The organism is Amycolatopsis sp. NPDC031561, assembly GCF_055580625.1.
The window spans coordinates 454,483-471,316 of sequence record NZ_JBVILA010000001.1; the positions used below are offsets into that span (position 1 = coordinate 454,483).

At 68.3% G+C, this 16,834-nt stretch carries 19 protein-coding genes; 9 read left to right on the plus strand and 10 right to left on the minus strand.

The features are described from left to right. The first annotated feature begins 74 nt into the window (after positions 1-74). Together ACZ5IK_RS02190 and ACZ5IK_RS02195 are read left to right on the plus strand one after the other, a co-directional pair. Positions 75-392, plus strand: coding sequence for a hypothetical protein (locus ACZ5IK_RS02190; RefSeq protein WP_465486176.1), 318 nt, complete (start codon positions 75-77; stop codon positions 390-392). Further along, positions 392-910 carry a hypothetical protein gene (locus ACZ5IK_RS02195; RefSeq protein WP_465486177.1) on the plus strand — a complete coding sequence of 173 codons (519 nt, stop codon included), beginning with the start codon at positions 392-394 and terminating at the stop codon, positions 908-910. Before ACZ5IK_RS02190 ends, ACZ5IK_RS02195 begins: the two co-directional genes overlap by 1 nt. Here the strand turns inward: ACZ5IK_RS02195 and ACZ5IK_RS02200 are convergent. From ACZ5IK_RS02200 to ACZ5IK_RS02240, 9 genes are all read right to left on the minus strand, one after another. Further along, positions 907-2,253: a serine hydrolase domain-containing protein gene (locus ACZ5IK_RS02200; RefSeq protein ID WP_465486178.1), complete on the minus strand. Its 1,347-nt coding sequence runs from the start codon at positions 2,251-2,253 to the stop codon at positions 907-909. The two genes, ACZ5IK_RS02195 and ACZ5IK_RS02200, sit on opposite strands and share 4 nt — an antisense overlap. Before the next feature lie 14 nt (positions 2,254-2,267). Continuing rightward, positions 2,268-2,888: a response regulator gene (locus tag ACZ5IK_RS02205; protein WP_101610838.1), complete on the minus strand. Its 621-nt coding sequence runs from the start codon at positions 2,886-2,888 to the stop codon at positions 2,268-2,270. Then, entirely contained in the window at positions 2,885-4,039 is a 1,155-nt protein-coding gene (locus ACZ5IK_RS02210; protein WP_465486179.1) for a sensor histidine kinase, read from the minus strand. The genes ACZ5IK_RS02205 and ACZ5IK_RS02210 overlap by 4 nt, the downstream gene beginning before the upstream one ends. Then, positions 4,036-4,860: an ABC transporter permease gene (locus ACZ5IK_RS02215; RefSeq protein ID WP_465486180.1), complete on the minus strand. Its 825-nt coding sequence runs from the start codon at positions 4,858-4,860 to the stop codon at positions 4,036-4,038. Before ACZ5IK_RS02215 ends, ACZ5IK_RS02210 begins: the two co-directional genes overlap by 4 nt. Then, the gene (locus ACZ5IK_RS02220) at positions 4,857-5,696 is read right to left on the minus strand and encodes an ABC transporter ATP-binding protein (RefSeq protein WP_465486181.1); all 840 of its coding nucleotides are present in this window, start codon (positions 5,694-5,696) and stop codon (positions 4,857-4,859) included. The genes ACZ5IK_RS02215 and ACZ5IK_RS02220 overlap by 4 nt, the downstream gene beginning before the upstream one ends. Positions 5,697-5,780: 84 nt before the next feature. Then, the gene (locus tag ACZ5IK_RS02225) at positions 5,781-6,143 is read right to left on the minus strand and encodes a hypothetical protein (protein WP_465486182.1); all 363 of its coding nucleotides are present in this window, start codon (positions 6,141-6,143) and stop codon (positions 5,781-5,783) included. Beyond that, positions 6,065-6,709, minus strand: coding sequence for a nucleotidyl transferase AbiEii/AbiGii toxin family protein (locus ACZ5IK_RS02230; protein ID WP_465486183.1), 645 nt, complete (start codon positions 6,707-6,709; stop codon positions 6,065-6,067). The genes ACZ5IK_RS02225 and ACZ5IK_RS02230 overlap by 79 nt, the downstream gene beginning before the upstream one ends. 51 nt (positions 6,710-6,760) lie before the next feature. Beyond that, positions 6,761-7,498, minus strand: coding sequence for a type IV toxin-antitoxin system AbiEi family antitoxin domain-containing protein (locus tag ACZ5IK_RS02235; RefSeq protein WP_465486184.1), 738 nt, complete (start codon positions 7,496-7,498; stop codon positions 6,761-6,763). 48 nt (positions 7,499-7,546) lie between these two features. Continuing rightward, positions 7,547-8,140, minus strand: a complete 594-nt coding sequence (locus ACZ5IK_RS02240; RefSeq protein WP_465486185.1) for a TetR/AcrR family transcriptional regulator — start codon at positions 8,138-8,140, stop codon at positions 7,547-7,549. 351 nt (positions 8,141-8,491) lie between these two features. Between ACZ5IK_RS02240 and ACZ5IK_RS02245 the strand changes: the two genes are divergently transcribed. The 3 genes from ACZ5IK_RS02245 to ACZ5IK_RS02255 are packed head-to-tail and all read left to right on the plus strand — an operon-like array spanning position 8,492 to position 12,333. Beyond that, the gene (locus ACZ5IK_RS02245) at positions 8,492-9,991 is read left to right on the plus strand and encodes an MFS transporter (protein WP_465486186.1); all 1,500 of its coding nucleotides are present in this window, start codon (positions 8,492-8,494) and stop codon (positions 9,989-9,991) included. A gap of 36 nt (positions 9,992-10,027) precedes the next feature. Beyond that, on the plus strand, positions 10,028-11,719 hold the full coding sequence (locus ACZ5IK_RS02250) for an SDR family oxidoreductase (protein ID WP_465486684.1): 1,692 nt from the start codon (positions 10,028-10,030) through the stop codon (positions 11,717-11,719). Between the two features lie 23 nt (positions 11,720-11,742). Then, complete coding sequence (locus ACZ5IK_RS02255) at positions 11,743-12,333, plus strand: TetR/AcrR family transcriptional regulator (RefSeq protein WP_465486187.1); 591 nt, start codon at positions 11,743-11,745, stop codon at positions 12,331-12,333. A 54-nt stretch (positions 12,334-12,387) separates the two neighbouring features. Here the strand turns inward: ACZ5IK_RS02255 and ACZ5IK_RS02260 are convergent, their stop codons facing one another. After that, positions 12,388-13,539 carry a citrate synthase 2 gene (locus ACZ5IK_RS02260; RefSeq protein WP_410665671.1) on the minus strand — a complete coding sequence of 384 codons (1,152 nt, stop codon included), beginning with the start codon at positions 13,537-13,539 and terminating at the stop codon, positions 12,388-12,390. 292 nt (positions 13,540-13,831) lie between these two features. Between ACZ5IK_RS02260 and ACZ5IK_RS02265 the strand changes: the two genes are divergently transcribed. From ACZ5IK_RS02265 to ACZ5IK_RS02280, 4 genes are read left to right on the plus strand one after another with little or no spacing between them, the layout of a single operon-like run. Further along, entirely contained in the window at positions 13,832-14,134 is a 303-nt protein-coding gene (locus ACZ5IK_RS02265) for an urease subunit gamma (protein ID WP_465486188.1), read from the plus strand. Between the two features lie 11 nt (positions 14,135-14,145). Next, positions 14,146-14,439: an urease subunit beta gene (locus ACZ5IK_RS02270; protein WP_465486189.1), complete on the plus strand. Its 294-nt coding sequence runs from the start codon at positions 14,146-14,148 to the stop codon at positions 14,437-14,439. After that, entirely contained in the window at positions 14,439-16,160 is a 1,722-nt protein-coding gene (locus ACZ5IK_RS02275) for an urease subunit alpha (RefSeq protein WP_465486190.1), read from the plus strand. The genes ACZ5IK_RS02270 and ACZ5IK_RS02275 overlap by 1 nt, the downstream gene beginning before the upstream one ends. Further along, on the plus strand, positions 16,160-16,834 hold the full coding sequence (locus ACZ5IK_RS02280; RefSeq protein WP_465486191.1) for an urease accessory protein UreF: 675 nt from the start codon (positions 16,160-16,162) through the stop codon (positions 16,832-16,834). The genes ACZ5IK_RS02275 and ACZ5IK_RS02280 overlap by 1 nt, the downstream gene beginning before the upstream one ends.

Sequence of the window (16,834 nt, forward strand, 5' to 3'; positions counted from 1 at the left end):
GTGCCGCGTGTCCGGCATGTGAGATCGGTGGACTGGCTCCCATCGAGGCCGACCGCCGGGTAGCTTCTCGCCTCATGGCGACAGTGCACGAGCGATTCCCCGTGCCCCCCGAGGCGTTGTGGCAGGCCCTCCCGAACGGGGTCACCGCGGTCAAGGGACAGAACCCGTTCTACGACGCGGCCGCCGGCTACGTCACCTTCTCGACCAAACTCGGCTTCTTCAGCTATGGGCAGACCGTCACGGTGAAGGTCGAGCGGACGCCGGAGGGCTCGGGCCTGGCGATCCAGACGAGCCTGCAGTTCGGCTTCGCCGACTGGGGCGAGGGCAAGCGCATCGCCCGCAAGTTCATCGCGGCCGTCGGCGACGACGTCGGGCACACCCCGGCCGCCTGATGCCCGATCCGTGGGGCCCGCGGTGGGGCTTCCTGTTCCTGTACTTCCTCGTGTTCGCCGTTCACTGGGTCTTCGGCGACTGGGGCGACACGGAAACCATCGGCGCGACCGTGGGTTTCGTGGCGACGCTGGTCCTCGTTTTCGTCCCCGGCCTGCCGCGCTGGGTGCACGGCGACCTCCCGGGGGAGATCGCCGTGCCGAGGGTCCGGCAATGGTGGACGGCGCTGCGGTTCACGATCCGGCGTCGCCGAGGCGTTCTCGACGTCGTTTTCGGGCCATGGGCGCGGGTCACCGCCGCGTTGGCCCCGGACGCGGACACCGCGCGGGGGTGGGCCGTCCACAACGGCGACCCGGCGAAGTTCGTCATCGAGGACTGCCCTGACGAACTCGCCGAGTCGCTGCGCGAACAGCGCCGGATGTGGGTCGTCGGCTACGTCGACGACGGCGATTACAGCGATGTCCTGGTGTGCGCCATCGGCGGCCGCGAGTTCACGACCGCCTCCTTCCGGCTGCGCTAGCGCCAGCCGCCGGGGTCTACGCCGCCCGGGATGGGCGCGGCGGGGTCGAACGGGGTCCGCGAGAAGATGAACGTCGCGAGGTCGAGGTGGTTCGGCTTCCCGGCCGAGTCCCTCCCGACCCGCAGCGTTTCGCCCGCGTAGTACGCGTCGAGGCCGATCCAGGTGTCGTCACCGAGCGGCGCGAACCGCGACGCGCGGCCGGGGCCGTCGGTCGGCGCGAGGGAGAACAGGCCGTCCGGGAGCAGCCGCAGGTGGTACGGCGTCGGGCCCCAGTGCCACAACCCGGTCAGCTCCAGCAGCTTCGGGTCCACAGTGGACGGCTGCCATTCCGTGGGCAGTGACGGCTCGTGGGTCTCGGTCAGCGTGATCAGGTCGAGGCACAGCTGCGTGATGCCGACGCCCGCCGTCGAGTTCGTCAGCACCAGCGCGCCGATGCCGGCGTTCGCGTCGATCAGAGAGCAGGCGAGGAAGCCCGGCATCGACCCGGTGTGCCCGGCCAGCCGCCTGCCCTGCGTGCGGACCAGCATGATCCCGAGGCCGAAGCCGGTGGTCCAGGTGTCGCCGTCGTCCACGGTGACCATTTCGCGCATCTCGGCGACGGTCTTCTCGCTCAGCACACCGCCGGTGTTGCCGCCGAGGAACGCCGTCCAGCGGGCGAGGTCGGTGACCGTCGACCACAGCTGCCCGGCGGGCGCCATCGCACCCGCGTCCGGCGACGGCTCCGGCATGAGGACGTCGGCGAAGGGGTGCACGGCGAAGCCGCTCGCGTGCGCGCCTTCCGGATGCGGCGAGGTCCGGGTCATGCCGAGCGGGCCGAGGATCTCGGCGCGGACGACGTCGAGCCACGACTGCCCGCGGTGCCGGGAGACCAGCTCGCCGAGCACGCCGTAGCCGACGTTGCTGTAGTGGAACCGGCTGCCCGGCCGCAGCCGCGTCGCGCCGTCCTTGAGGCTTTCGACGAGCGCGGCCCAGTCCGCGCCCACCGTGCGCTCCCACCAGGAACCGGGCGATTCCGCGGTCAGTCCGGAGGTGTGCGAGAGCAGCTGCGCGATGGTGGCCGAGCCGAACGCGGTGCCCGGCAGGTGCTTTTCGAGCGGGTCGTTGAGATCCAGCTTGCCTTCGTCGCGCAGGCGCATGACGGCCGTCGCGACGAGTGTCTTGGTGATCGAGCCGAGCCGGTACTGCGTGTCATCGTCCGGTGTCTCGCCATTGACGCGGCCACGCGCCCCTGACCAGGCGATTTCACCATCGCGGACGACAGCGGCGACGAGGGACGGGGCGCGGCACGAGGATTGCTCGTGCGCGAGGCGGCGAAGCAGCGCCAATTCGGTCGTGGCAAGCATGAGATGCATTGTGCCTACCCGAGCAGGCCCAGTCGCATAGCGGTGGTCACGGCGGCCGTCCGGTCCGAAACGTCCAGTTTGCCGAACACGCGCAGCAGGTGGGTCTTGACGGTCGCCTCGCTGATGTGGAGTGCCCGGCCGATGTCGGCGTTCGTGTTTCCCTGCGCCACCAGCCGCAGTACCTCGATCTCCCTCGCCGAGAGCGGCGACGCCGTCGGGTTGCGCACCCGGTTCACCAGCTTCCCGGCGACCGACGGCGCCAAGACCGTCTCGCCGCGTGACGCCGCCCGGATCGCTCCGGCCAGCTCCGTGCGCGAAGCGTCCTTCAGCAAGTAGCCGGAGGCCCCCGCCTCGACCGCGCGCAGGATGTCCGCGTCCGTCTCGTAGGTGGTGAGGACGACGACTCGCTGCCCCGGCCGGTCGGCGAGGATCTTCCGGGTCGCGCCGACGCCGTCGAGACCGGGCATCCGCAGGTCCATCAGGATCACGTCCGGCTGCTTGACCCGGCTCAGCGCGACGGCCTCGTCGCCGGAACCCGCCTCCCCGATGACGCTCAGATCCGGCTCGGCCTCCAGCATGCCGCGCAGGCCTTCCCGCACCACGGGGTGATCGTCGACCAGCATGATCGTGATCACGCGGGCACCTCCAGTTCCAGCGTCGTCCCCGCACCGGGTTCGCTCTTCAGCGCCACGATGCCACCGACCTGATCCGCCCGCGTCCGCATCCCCGCCAAGCCGAAGCCGCCGGTGGGCTCCGCGGGGTCGAACCCCGAGCCGTCGTCGGTCACGCCGAGCCGGACCTTTCCCTCCACAACGGACAGCCGGAGCGAAACCCTGGTGGCGCGAGAATGTTTGCGGATGTTGCTCAACGCCTCCTGAGCCCCGCGCAGCAGGACGACCTCGGTGGCCATCGGCAGCGCGGGCAGCGGGCCGTCGATCTCGATCGCCGCCTCGATGCCCGCTTCCTCGGTCAGCCGTTCGACCTGCCGCCGCAGGGCCTCCTCCAGGGAGTCGGAGGCGAGCGCCGACGGCCCCTGCGCCGCGACCATCGCCCGCGCCTCGGTCAGGTTCTCCCGCGCCGTCCGCGCCGCCAGTTCCAGGTGGCGCCGGGCCGCCTTCGGATCGGTGTCCATTTCGGACTCGATGGCCTGGGTGAGCGTGACGATGCTGGTGAAGCCCTGAGCGAGCGTGTCGTGGATCTCGCGGGCCATCCGCTCGCGTTCGGCGGCCGTGCCCGCCTCGCGGGAGAGCCGGGCGACCTCCGCCTGACTGGCTTCGAGCTGTTCGATCAGCGCGGCTCGGGCCTTGCTCTGTTCGATGATCTGTGTGGTGTAGCGGCCGGCCAGGAGGCTGAAGATGACCAGGATCGCCGTCATCGGCAGCAAGACCGGCTGTTCGTCGATCCCGCCCCGGACGAGCAAGGACAACGGGGTCAGCAGCACCGCCGCCGTGGTGAGGATCGACGCGGTCTTCGTCGGCAACGTCATGTAGAGCAACGGGCAGACCAGGAACAGGATGAAACTCGAATTGCCCGCGGCGAAGACGGCGCCCACCAGCAGGACCATCATGGTCGTGACGAACAACCACGGCGTGTACTCGTAGTCCGGCCCGGTGACGAGGCGGCGTCCGCGGACGAGGTAGACCACGCCGATGCCACCGAGGCACAGTACGGCGATGACCTTGTTGACGGTTTCGCCGTCTTCGAAGAGCACCAGGCCCGTCGTCGCGACATAGGTGATCGAGAAGAGGACTTCCCAGAGCCAGAAGGACCGCTCCCAGGCGTTCACTTGCCTTCGTTCGACCAGCGGAACGTCAGCTTCGCCAGCAGCAGCCCCGCGACGCACCACGCCGTCAGCACCAGTGCCACCATCGGAAGTTCCCATGTCCCCGCCATTTCCTGTGTCGCGGCTTCGGCCGGCAGGAACACCGAGCGGAAGCCCTGGCAGATCCACTTCACCGGGAAGAACGAAGCGATGTCGACCATAACCTTCGGCAGGTTGGTGATCGGCGTGACGAACACCCCGGAGATGAACTGCAGCGCGATGTAGATCAGGTTGGTCACCGCGACCGCGCCACTGACCGTCTTCGTCACCGAACTGAGCGCGATCCCGAGGAGCGTGCAGCTGGTGATGCCGAGCAGGAAGACCCACAGCGCGGTCAGCAGCTTCATCGGGTCGGTGGGCAGTTCCAGGTCGAACAGCAGGCTGCCGACGATCGACATCAGCACCACCTGGGCGATGCTCGTGAAGCCCACCAAGATGATCTTGCCGATGAAGTAGGACGCGGCGGGCATCGGCGTTCCGCGCAGCCGTTTCAGCGCGCCCAGCTCGCGATCGGACGCGAGGTTGATCCCGATGCTGTTGAACGACGTCGAGACGATGCCGGAGCCGATCATGCCCGCCGCCAGCACCTGGCCGGTGGTGATCGCCATGCCGGGCATCGAGGAGTTCAGCATCGAGCCGAGCAGGATCATGAGCAGGGACGGGAAGGCGAAGGTGAAGATCACCTGTTCCCGGATGCGGAAGAACTGACGGAGTTCGGCGGTGCCCCGGAGGAGGCCGAGGGACAGGGTGCCGGGGAGTTTGCCCTGGTGGGTCAGCGTGCTCATCGGGCTTCTCCGATCAGGTCGAGGTAGGTCTCTTCGAGGGTGGGCCGGTGCACGGTCAGCTCCGACGGCTCGCGGCCGTCGGCGGAAAGCTCGCGGACGAGCTTGGCCGGATAGTGCGTGCGCTCCTGGTGGCTGCCGTTCTCGTCGGCCCAGCGGACGGTGGCCTCCGCGGTCGCGCGGCCGCCCAGCGTCTGCGGCGTCCCCTCGGCGACGATCGCGCCGCGCGTGATGACGGCGACGCGATCGGCCAGCGCCTCGGCCTCGTCGAGATAGTGGGTGGTGAGCAGGATCGTGGTGCCCTCGTGGGCGAGACTCCTGATCAGGTCCCAGAACTGACGCCGGGCCGCCGGATCGAACCCGGTCGTGGGCTCGTCCAGGAACACCAGTTCCGGCCGCCCGATGATCCCGAGCGCGACGTCCACGCGACGACGCTGTCCGCCGGAAAGGCTCTTGACGCGGGCGCCCGCCTTCTCGGTCAGGCCGACCTTGTCGAGCACTTCGTCGGCGTCACGGGGATTCGGGTAGTAGCGGGCGTAGTGCCGGACGGTCTCGGTGACGGTGAGCTCGGCGGCGTCGTTGGCCGTCTGCAGCACGATCCCCAGCCGCGCCCGCCATGCCCGGCCGGCGGTGCCGGGATCCTCGCCGAGGACGTCGACCTCGCCGTCCGTCCGCTTGCGGTGCCCCTCCAGGATCTCGACCGTCGTCGTCTTGCCCGCGCCGTTGGGGCCCAGCAGGGCGAAGACCTCACCCTGTTCGATGTCGAGGTCGATACCCCCGACGGCCGTGTGGCCCGGGTACTCCTTGCGCAGGCCGCGCACTTTCACTGCCGTTTTCATACGTTGATCGTGCTGCGCGGACCCCTGCTCCAGGGACGTCCGCAGGACTGAACCCGGCTGTCAACCGTTCGGTGGACACCGGTGTCACCGCCAGGCTCGTTCCTCGGGGCACCATCGCCCTGTCGGAGGCTCGGTCTGGAGTAGCGGGGTGATGAAGGCGTCTGCGAGAACGTGTACGCCGTTGAGCGTCCGAAGCTCATCGGGGAGTTCACGGACACCTTGAGCGGCCTTGCGGTATCCACCGGTCCAGGAATGAGAATCCGGCGCCTCGAACCTGCCGGGCAGTTCCAGCACCATCCCGCGTTTCCGGCGGCGGGCGATCTCGTCGTGCAGGATCTCGTGCGTCTTCTCGCCCGACATCGGCGTCTTCAAAGCGAAGAGTGCGAGATCCACGAGATCCTTGTAGCGCGTGGACGGATTTCGCCGGGCTGTGTGGCGTTCGTACATCGCGCAGATCTTTTCCGCGACATGGTCTTCGATCGGAAAATCCGCACGTCCGGCCAAGGGGCGCACTCACTCGCGAACGGTGGTTTCAGTCTTTCGGTGGTGATGGTTCCGCGTGGCGCGAGCCCGGAGGTGACGACGTCGACGGGGATCCGGTACTTGAGGCTCGCGTTCTCGAACATCGCCATGAACACCACTTTGCGGGTCGGGCGTTCGATATGGTTCTGTTCGGAGGTACTGAGGTGGGAGAACCAGATGGCGTCGTCGAGGCGGAGCGCGGCGGCCGTCTTGAGCGCTTCGACCGCGGCGGCGGTGGTGTCCTCTGTGGACAAGAGATCGACGTCGGTGGAGTAGCGCGCGGCAGGCCAGCGAGCAAGCAGCGCTTGCCCGCCTTTGAGCACCCAGTTCGAGGCGTCGTCTCCGTGGAACACCCGCGCGATCAGCCGCCGGTGAAAATGCAGCTGGAGCAGTTCGCCGGTCGGAACACCGGTCTTCGAGGCGCTGTTCTTCGCCCGGCTCTTCTGGGAGTCGAGATAACCGCGCGGTGTACTCGGACGCTGCGATGGCATGCCCGCCATCGTCGCGTGTCGTGGCGAACTCGTTGGAATAGGTTTTCCGGGCTAGATTTCCTGCTCCGCAAGCTCTAGTGCGCGTCCGGTGACCGCGGCGGAGCGAGGAGGAACGGGGCGGTGGGCGAGTCTCGTGACCGTGGTGCCGACCTTCGCCAGTAGCAGTTCGAGCAACGCTTCGCCGTCGCCGGGGCGGCGGAGGCCGTAACGCAAGGCATAGGGACCGATGTGCTCCGCCAGCACGTCCAAACCGACCAAGTTCGCTTCCACGGCCTCATGGATGATCGTGGCGACATGACTGCCGTCGATGTGCTGGTCCAGCAGGTCGCGGATAGTGCGCAGCGCGGTGGTTACGGGGAGCCCGTCGATCGACGTGACATCGTCGGCGGTCAGTGCGGCGGTCCTGAACCGTACTTCCGGGTCTCGGCTGGTGCGGCGGCGTGGTGTCGTCAGGACTATCCGGTCGTTGACGAGTTCGCCGAGCCGGTGCAAACGGGCGGCGGACTCGTGAGAGACGACCCCTCCGTCAGGATCGAGAGGCGTTCGCTTCCAAGCGGGCTTGGCGACGTCGAGCATCAGCCAGGCGGCTTGTTCCTCCCGGGCTTCGGTGATGACGGCGATAGTGGCCGCGTAGACGCCGTGACGGATCCGGTCGAGGTGACCGGCCTGCTCCAGGCGATGCAGCGTGACACCGTCGACCCCGACCTCCTTGGCCTGCCGGGAGGTGACCATGCCCCACTGGGCGCTGGTGAACGCACCGAGCAACTCAAGCGCGCCACTCGTCTTCATGCAGCGTAATTTACACCCCAGGGCAGCGATAGTTGCAACTGAATGTAACTATCGCTGCGTCGGGGCCAGCAAAGTACGCACTGCGGTTTCGAGGGAGGGCAGCAGTGCGGCCGGGTCGGCGGAGGTGAGCATCCGGTTCGCGAAGCCGTCCGAGAGGGCGAGCACGGCATCGGCCAGGTCGCCCGCCGCGAGGTCGTCGCGGACGTCGCCCGCGGTCTGGGCCTCCTCGAGGTAACGCGTCGTGATCTCCTGCAGTTCGTCGTAGCCGGTGCGGATGAACTCGGCCCAGGACGGCAGGACGGCGGCGCGCGCGGTGAAGGCGTTGATGACGATCACTTCCGCTCGGCGTTGTTCGTCGAGCGGCATCGCCTCGATCAGCAGTCGTATCAGCAGGTCCAGCAGGTTTCCGGACTGATCGAGGGTCTTCCAGCGCTGTTCGAGGAATTCGCTCGTCATGTCGAGGGCGAAGCGGAACAGGTCCTCCTTGGTGGAGAAGTACTTCTGCACCGCGCCCGCGGAAACCCCGGCCTCTGTGGCGACCGAGCGCACGCTGACGGCTTCGACGCCTTCGCGCGCGACGATGCGCAAGAGGGCTCCGGCGATCTCTCGGCGGCGTTCGGTCCGGTCCACGATCTTCGGCACGGCCGTATCTTCCCCTTCGTTGACTCGGTCGGCTGTCTGGGTCGTGAGTGGTAAGGGAGGTCCTGGTGGACCCCGTATTTGCCTACCCGCTGGATCCTGATGTCGTCTTGGTGAGCTTGTTCTGGATGCCGATGGGGGTGAGCGGGGAAGATTTGAGACGTTGAACGTCCCAAATCTTCCCCACTCGAACGTGTCGCCCCTGACGCTTCACATTCGCCCTGGTCAGGCGTGGGTAGCAAATACCGGCCCGCTCGAACCGTCCCTACCACTCATGAGCTCCGCGACCGACGTGACCACCTTGCCCGTCCGTAATTTTTAGAATACATTCGTATCCGAAACGGGGGTACTGGGGTGGATGTAGTCACGCAGAAAAGGCAGGCGGAAGAGAATCAGCTCGCCGCCGCGCTGACCAAGGGGCCGGCGGAAGTCCTCGACTTCCTCCTGCCGTTGTGGGTGGGGAGTCAGCTCGGCGCGTCGGCCGCCGAGGTCGGGGCGCTCACGGCGCTGGAGACGCTGGTGTCGTTCGTGGTCCGGCCGATCGCGGGCTCGCTCGCGGACAGGTTCGACCGCGGCCGCGTCGCCGCCATTGGAGCAGTCCTCTATGGACTGTCCTTTGTGGTCTACGCCGTGACGCCGGGCATCGGGGTCGCCTATCTGGCCGCGGTTCTCGGCGGCGCGGGCGGCGCGCTGTTCTGGGTCGCGTTGCGGGCCCGCGTGGGAGAAGGGCTCGCGAGGGACGACGCCGCGTTCAGCAGGTTGTTCGCGGCCGAGGGCGGCGGCACGTGGATCGCGTTCGTGGTCGCGCTGACCGCGATCGCCTGGATCGACTACCGGGGCGTGTTCTGGCTCGGCGCGGCGGCCTGCGTGGTGGCCGCGGTGGTCCTGCTGAACGCGAAATCCGCGCCGGTCCGGGCGGAAGGCTCGCCGCGGCTTCTGCAACTGGGCAAACGGATGCGCCCGATGCTGGCGCTCGTAGCGTTGACCGCGATGGCCGAGGCCGGGGTCGCTCTCTTGCTCCTGATGCATCTGCAGCGCGGGCATCAGCTGCAACTGGGGGAGATCGCGGCCGTCTTCATCCCCGGGTTCATCGTGTACAGCGTCCTGCCGGACTACCTGCACGGCTTCGTCCGCAAGATCGGCCGGACGCGGGTACTCGCGCTGGCGATGGTCGCGAGCGCGCTCTTCGCCGCAGGGCTGTCCTTCGCGCCGAGTCCGGTGGTGCTCGCGGTCATGTGGATCCTGTCCGCGGCGGCGTTCGCGGCGGCCATCCCGGTGGAGCAGGCGGTGGTCGCCGAGGCGGCTGGGCTGAGCCTCGGCAGGGCGATGGGGATCTACGAAAGCGCGACGCTACTCGGAGCGACGGTCGGGACGTTCCTGGCGGGGCAGCTCTACGGCTCGGACGCGGGCTGGCGCGTCGCCTGCTTCGGCGCGGCGGTACTCCTGCTCTTCGGAGCGTTCGTGGTTCGCGGCGCCGTCCGGCGTGTCGGAGTTGCAGAGTTTCCCGTGGAACCAGCGAAAACGGTGTCACAGAAGGAAAAAACGGCTCCCCGCATGGTCGAGGAGAGTCCGCAAGCGACCGAACCGGTGAAGGCCGATGCGAACAAGCGCGCGAATTCGTTCCGGAACTGGGCGATCCACGCCGCCGTCTACGTCCTCGCGCAGGCGGCGCTGGCGATGGCCGGATACAGCTGGCCCGTCGAAGCGTTGCTCGGCGGCCCGCACGACGCCGCCTGGTTCTGGAACGAGAGTGGTCACTGGCTGTTGAACCTCGGCCGGATCTGGACCTTCGTCTTCGTGATCGACACCGTGTGGACGGCGGGTCGCGCACTCCTGGGAAAGCGGCCTTATTGACATGTTGTCTAACATGACATTATGTCTCATACGTGGGTGACGGCCAGCGACGGTGTCCGCCTCTCGGTCCGGGTGACCGGTGTCGACGACGCGCCCACGGTGGTGCTCGTCCACGGTTATCCGGACAACGGCTCCATGTGGGACGGCGTCGCCGCCCTGCTGGAACGCCGTTTCCGGGTCGTCGTCTACGACGTCCGCGGCGCGGGCCGCTCGGACAAGCCTTCGGGACGCAAGTCCTACAAGCTGGACCAGTTGTCCGATGACCTCGCCTCGGTCGTCGACGAGGTCCAGCCCGAGGGCAAGGTCCACCTGCTCGCCCACGACTGGGGCTCCATCCAGACCTGGCATTCCGTCACCGGTGACAGGCTGCGCGGACGGCTCGCGTCGTTCACGTCGATCTCCGGGCCGAGCCTCGACCACGCCGGCGCGTGGTTCCGCGCGCAGATGCGCCCGAATCCGAGGCGGCTCAAGAACGCGCTCGCGCAGGGCACGCACTCGACGTACATTCTCGGCTTCCAGCTTCCCTTGATCCCGCAGCTGCTGTGGCGCACCGGCGCGATGGGCGCGCTCATCGGCCGCATGGACCCGGCGGCGGCCGCACCCTCCACTTCGGACGGCCTCTACGGGCTCAACCTCTACCGCGCCAACATGTTCACGCGCCTCTCCCGGCCGAAGCCGCGTAACGCCGAGATCCCGGTGCAGGTGCTCGCGCCCACCGGCGACAAGTTCGTCACCACGCCGCTGCAGACCGAGATCGAGCGCTGGGCGCCGGATCTGCGCGTCCGCCGGATCGCCGGTACGCACTGGGTGGTCCGCGAAAAGCCGCAGGTGATCGCGACGGCCACCGCCGAGCTGATCGACCACGTCGAAGGCGGCGAGGAGAGCCGCGCGCTCAAGCAAGCCCGAGAAGGCGGCTTCGCGCACAAGCTCGTCGTGGTCACCGGCGCGGGCAGCGGGATCGGCCGCGCGACGGCGCTCGCGTTCGCGGACAAGGGGGCCGACCTCGTCATCACCGACATCAACGGCTCGGCGGCCGCGGACACCGCGAAACTCCTGCGGGACAAGGGTGTCACCGTCGGCGAGTACACAGTGGACTCCTCCGACGCCGAAGCGGTCGAGAAGTTCGCCCAGCAGGTCAAGGAGGAGTTCGGCGTCCCGGACATCGTCGTGAACAACGCGGGGATCGGCCTGTCGGGCCCGTTCCTCGACACGACCGTCAAGGACTGGGAACGCCTCATCGACGTGAACCTGTGGGGCGTCATCCACGGCTGCCGCGTCTTCGCCGAGCAGATGCGGGACCGGGCCGAAGGCGGCCAGATCGTCAACGTCGCCTCGGCCGCCGCGTACCTGCCGTCGAAGATCCTTTCCGCCTACGCCACCACGAAATCCGCCGTGCTGACGCTGAGCGTGTGCCTGCGTGCCGAACTCGCCGCCGAGAACATCGGCGTCACCGCGATCTGCCCCGGCATCGTGAACACCAACATCACCAGCACCACGCGGTTCGTCGGCGTCGACGACGTCGAACAGAAGCGGCGCCAGAAGTCGAGCAGCAAGCTGTACGCGAAACGCGGCTTCGGCCCGGAGAAGGTCGCGCGCGACATCCTGCGCGCCGTCGAGAAGGACAAGGCGATCCAGCCGTCGACCCCGGAGGCCAAGGCCGCGCTCGTCCTCTCCCGGCTCACCCCCGGACTGCTGCGGGCCGCGGCGAAACTGGACATCACCCCGTGACATCCGCCAGACGGCCTCGCCGGATGTCGCCCCAGGCGCGCCGCGAGGATCTGATCCGCGCCGCGCTGGACCTGTTCGGTTCGCGCGCGCCCGAACTCGTCACGGTCGACGACATCATCGCCCGCGCCGAGGTCTCGAGGCCGTTGTTCTACCGGTACTTCTCGAGCCTGCGGGAACTACAGGTCGAGGCGCTGAAGACGGTCACCGAAGGGCTCATAGACGGCCTGGCCGGACTCGAGGAAGGCCCGCCCGAAACGCGACTGCGGGCCGCCGTCCGCGGGCTGATCGACGTCGCCGACCACTACCGCGCGGGCTACGTCGCCCTGTTGCGCAGCGGTTCGGTGATCGCGACCTCGGAGACGGACGCGGCGATCGACGAGGTCCGCAACCGTGCCGTCGAGCTCATCCTCGACGCGTTGGTGGTGCCGGAGCCCTCGCCCATGCTCCTGCTGACTTTGCGGTGCTGGACCGCTGTCGTCGAGGGCGCCCTGCTGAGCTGGCTGCAGGAGCGCTCCGTGCCGCGCGAGGTGCTCGACGGCTGGCTGGTCGATCAGCTGACGGCCATGCTCGCCACTACCGCTCAGCACGATTCTTCGGTCCCGCAGATGTCATGAAAGGGGCTTTCAGGACAAGAAACGTCCTGAAAGCCCCTTTCATGACATGCCGCGCTAGGCCTGCTTCGCGACCAGGTCCCAGCCTTCGACGTCTTCCGGCTTGCGCGGCTCCGGCCCGACGTACTTGGCCGACGGGCGCACGAGGCGGCCGGTCTTCTTCTGCTCCAGGATGTGGGCGGCCCAGCCTGCGGTGCGGGCCGAGCTGAACATCGCGGGCATCATGTGCGGCGGTACCTGGGCGAAGTCCAGGATCACGGCCGCCCAGAACTCGACGTTGGTCTCGATCGGGTGATCCGGACGCCGCTCGCGCAGCTCCTTCAGCGCCACCTGCTCCAGCTCGGCGGCCGCCTCGTAGCGTGACGCGCCGAGTTCCTGGCAGGTGCGGCGCAGCACGCGCGCCCGCGGGTCCTCCGCGCGGTAAACGCGGTGCCCGAAGCCCATCATCCGTTCCTTGCGGTCCAGGATGCCCTTGACCAGGCCGGCCGCGTCACCGGTCTTCTCGACCTCTTCGATCATCGGCAGCACCCGCGCCGGCGCGCCGCCGTGCAGCGGGCCGGACATGGCGCCGATCGCGCCCGACAGCGCCGCGGCGACGTCGGCGCCGGTCGAGGCGATGACGCGGGCGGTGAAGGTCGAGGCGTTGAGACCGTGCTCGGCGGCCGAGACCCAGTAGGCGTCGATGGCCTTGACGTGGGCCGGGTCGGGCTCGCCCCGCCAGCGGACCATGAACCGCTCGGTGATCGACTTCGCCTCGTCGACCCGGGTCTGCGGGACGGCGGGCTGCCCGATGCCGCGAGCGGACTGGGCGACGTAGGAAAGCGCCATCACCGAAGCGCGGGCCAGCTGGTCGCGGGCCTCTTCGTCGGTGATGTCGAGCAGCGGCCGGTAGCCCCAGATGGGGGCGAGCATGGCCAGCGCGGCCTGGACGTCGACCCGGACGTCACCGGTGTGCACCGGCAGCGGGAACGGTTCGGCGGGCGGTAGCCCGTGGCCGAACCGGCTGTCGACGAGAAGACCCCAGACGTCACCGAAGGTCACCTTGCCGGCGAGATCCTCGATGTCGACACCGCGATAGCGCAGGGCGCCACCGTCACGGTCGGGCTCGGCGATTTCGGTCCGGAAGGCGACAACGCCTTCGAGGCCCGGTCGGAAACCGTCGTCGACCTGGTCGGACGGCTGATTGGTGCTGATCGTGGAGGCACTCACTGTGGTGAAACCTTTCGATGCGCATTCCCCGGCTTTGTGTTTCACGCGTGGACGGGATACACGCAGCGAAGGCGCGCCTCATCGCACGGATGGACAAACCTTGCTCCACGTCGGGGCCAGGGGCAATCGAAAGATGTGGTGGTTTCGGTCACGATTACGAGAACGATTCAGTGAAAACGGCCTTCGTACGCGAAGAGTTACGGCGACGTTCACTTTGCGTGTACCGGACGCCGAGGTAAATCCTGTGTTTCGAGAACCGGCGCGGGACGGTTTCCGGTGATAGACCTTTCTCATGCACCTGAGCCCCCAGGAGCGGGACAAACTGCTCATCCACGTCGCGGCGGACGTAGCGCGCAAACGCCTGGAACGCGGGGTCATCCTGAACTACCCCGAGGCGGTGGCGCTGATCACCGACCACGTTCTCGAAGGCGCCAGGGACGGGCGGACGGTGAGCGAACTCGTCGCCGGCGGCCGGTCGGTGCTCTCCCGGGCACAAGTGCTGGACGGGGTGCCGGAAATGGTCGATTCCGTCCAGGTCGAAGCCACTTTCCCGGACGGTACGAAGCTCGTCACCGTGCACGACCCGATCGTCTAGAAGGGGGACGGGTGCGCCCAGGAGAGATCATCACCGGCGCGGAACCGGTCGAACTGAATCCCGGCAGGCCGCGGATCCGGCTGCTCGTGCGGAACCTCGGCGACCGGCCCGTCCAGGTCGGTTCGCACTACCATTTCGCGGCGGTCAATCCGGGCCTCGAATTCGATCGCGAAGCCGCGCGCGGGCATCGTCTCGACGTGCCCGCGGGAACGTCCGTGCGGTTCGAACCGGGCGTCGAACGGGAAGTCGACCTCGTTCCGCTGGTCGGGAACCGGCTCGTGCCCGGCCTGCGGAAGGAATCCTGATGCCGTCGATCGACCGCGAGCGTTACGCCGAACTCTTCGGCCCGACGACCGGGGACCGGATCCGCCTCGCGGACACGGACCTGCTGATCGAGGTCACCGAAGACCGCAGCATGGGGCCGTCCGGCAGCGGGGACGAGGTGCTGTTCGGCGGTGGCAAGGTGATCCGCGAATCCATGGGCCAGGGAATGGCGACCAGGGCCGAAGGAGCGCCCGATCTGATCATCACCGGCGCGGTGATCCTGGATCACTGGGGGATCATCAAGGCCGACGTCGGGGTCCGGGACGGCCGTATCGTCGGGATCGGCAAGGCGGGCAACCCGGACACGATGGACGGTGTGGATCCGGCGCTGGTCGTCGGGCCGTCGACGGAGGTGTTGTCCGGCAACGGGAAGATCCTCACCGCGGGCGGGATCGACTGTCACGTCCACTTCATCTGCCCCCAGCTGACCGATACCGCGCTGGCGTCCGGGCTGACGACGCTGGTCGGCGGCGGGACCGGGCCGGTCGAGGGCAGCAAGGCGACCACGGTCACGCCCGGCGCGTGGAACCTCGGCCGGATGCTGCAGGCGATGGACGGCCAGCCGGTCAACGTCCTGTTGCTGGGCAAGGGGAACACCGTCCGGCACGAGGCGCTGCGCGAACAGCTCGCCGCCGGCGCGGGCGGGTTCAAACTGCACGAGGACTGGGGGAGCACCCCGGCCGCGATCGACGCCTGCCTCACCGTGGCCGACGAATCCGGTGTCCAGGTGGCGATCCACACCGACACCCTGAACGAGGCGGGTTTCCTGGAGTCCACTGTGGACGCCATCCGGGGCCGTTCGATCAACGCGTACCACACCGAAGGCGCGGGCGGCGGGCACGCGCCGGACATCATCCAGGTCGCCGGGCTGCCCAACATCCTGCCGTCGTCGACGAACCCGACGCGCCCGCACACCGCGAACACCCTCGACGAGCACCTCGACATGCTCGTCGTCTGCCACCACCTGAACCCGTCCGTGCCCGAGGATCTGGCGTTCGCCGAAAGCCGCATCCGGCCGACGACGATCGCGGCCGAGGACGTCCTCCACGATCTCGGCGCGATCTCCATGATGAGCTCGGATTCCCAGGCGATGGGCCGGATCGGCGAGGTGATCATCCGGACCTGGCAGACCGCGCACGTGATGAAGCGGCGGCGCGGCGCACTGCCCGGTGACGGCGCCGCCGACAATCTGCGGGCTCGTCGCTATGTCGCCAAATACACGATCAACCCCGCGATCGCGCACGGGATGGAACGCGAGATCGGTTCGGTCGAGATCGGGAAACTCGCGGATCTCGTGCTGTGGGAGCCGAAGTTCTTCGGCGTCCGGCCGCATGTCGTGCTGAAAGGCGGCTTCCCGGCGTGGGCGGCGATGGGCGACGCGAACGCGTCCATCCCGACACCGCAGCCGGTGCTGGCCCGGCCGATGTTCGGCGCGGCCCCGACGGTCGCGTCCGCGAGCAGTTTCCATTTCGTGGCGCAGGAAGCGATCGACAACGAAGTGGCCGAACGGTTCGGCATCTCGCGGACACTGGTGCCGGTCTCGAACACCCGCTCCCGAGGCAAGGCCGACATGGTGCTCAACGACGCCACGCCGGACATCCGGGTGGAGCCGGACAGTTTCGCCGTGCACGTCGACGGTGAGCTGATCGAGCCGCAACCGGTGACGGAACTGCCGATGGCGCAAAGGTATTTCTTGTTTTGATGGACCTCGCCGCGCTCATTTTGGCCGACTCCCGGTTTCCCGGGGGTGGCCACGTCCATTCCGGCGGTCTCGAAGAAGCCGTCGCCCGCAAGCTGATCACTCACGAACGCGACCTGCCGGGATTCCTCTCCGGGCGGTTGCGGACTGCGGGGTCGCTGGCCGCCGTGTTCGCCGCGGCGTCTGCGCACGCGGCCGCCCGGAATGTCCAGAGTGGACATTGGCGGCGGCTCGACCTCGAACTCGACGCCCGGACACCGTCGCTCGCGCAGCGGGAGGCGTCCCGGGCGCAAGGGCGAGGAACGGCGAGGGCGGGCAAGGCGGCGTGGCCGTCGACGGTGCTTTCCCAACTGCTGAAGGAAACCCCGCGGCCGCATCATCCGGTGATCGTCGGTGCGCTGATCAGAGTGCCTTTCGACGCGGCGATGGCGGTCGCGTATCTGGCGATCAGCGGTCCGGCGAGCGCGGCCGTCCGGCTGCTCGGGCTGGATCCGTTCGCTGTCAACGCCGTCGTGGCACGGCTTTCCGCCGAGGTCCGGGAGGTTTCCCTGCGTGCGGCCGAGGTCGCGGGGGACGACCCGGCCGAGCTTCCGGCGCCGGGGTCTCCGGCGCTCGATCTGTTCGCCGAGGCACACGCCCGGCATCACAAGGAAGAGGTGCGTCTCTTTGCCAGCTGA

Excerpts from the sequence above, each read along its gene's own strand:
- ACZ5IK_RS02220 (WP_465486181.1), bottom strand. The coding sequence starts at position 5,696 with ATGAAAACGGCAGTGAAAGTGCGCGGCCTGCGCAAGGAGTACCCGGGC.
- ACZ5IK_RS02230 (WP_465486183.1), bottom strand. The coding sequence starts at position 6,709 with ATGCCATCGCAGCGTCCGAGTACACCGCGCGGTTATCTCGACTCCCAG.
- ACZ5IK_RS02280 (WP_465486191.1), top strand. The coding sequence starts at position 16,160 with ATGGACCTCGCCGCGCTCATTTTGGCCGACTCCCGGTTTCCCGGGGGT.
- ACZ5IK_RS02200 (WP_465486178.1), bottom strand. The coding sequence starts at position 2,253 with ATGCTTGCCACGACCGAATTGGCGCTGCTTCGCCGCCTCGCGCACGAG.
- ACZ5IK_RS02255 (WP_465486187.1), top strand. The coding sequence starts at position 11,743 with ATGTCGCCCCAGGCGCGCCGCGAGGATCTGATCCGCGCCGCGCTGGAC.
- ACZ5IK_RS02225 (WP_465486182.1), bottom strand. The coding sequence starts at position 6,143 with ATGTACGAACGCCACACAGCCCGGCGAAATCCGTCCACGCGCTACAAG.
- ACZ5IK_RS02190 (WP_465486176.1), top strand. The coding sequence starts at position 75 with ATGGCGACAGTGCACGAGCGATTCCCCGTGCCCCCCGAGGCGTTGTGG.
- ACZ5IK_RS02235 (WP_465486184.1), bottom strand. The coding sequence starts at position 7,498 with ATGAAGACGAGTGGCGCGCTTGAGTTGCTCGGTGCGTTCACCAGCGCC.
- ACZ5IK_RS02215 (WP_465486180.1), bottom strand. The coding sequence starts at position 4,860 with ATGAGCACGCTGACCCACCAGGGCAAACTCCCCGGCACCCTGTCCCTC.
- ACZ5IK_RS02265 (WP_465486188.1), top strand. The coding sequence starts at position 13,832 with ATGCACCTGAGCCCCCAGGAGCGGGACAAACTGCTCATCCACGTCGCG.
- ACZ5IK_RS02195 (WP_465486177.1), top strand. The coding sequence starts at position 392 with ATGCCCGATCCGTGGGGCCCGCGGTGGGGCTTCCTGTTCCTGTACTTC.
- ACZ5IK_RS02275 (WP_465486190.1), top strand. The coding sequence starts at position 14,439 with ATGCCGTCGATCGACCGCGAGCGTTACGCCGAACTCTTCGGCCCGACG.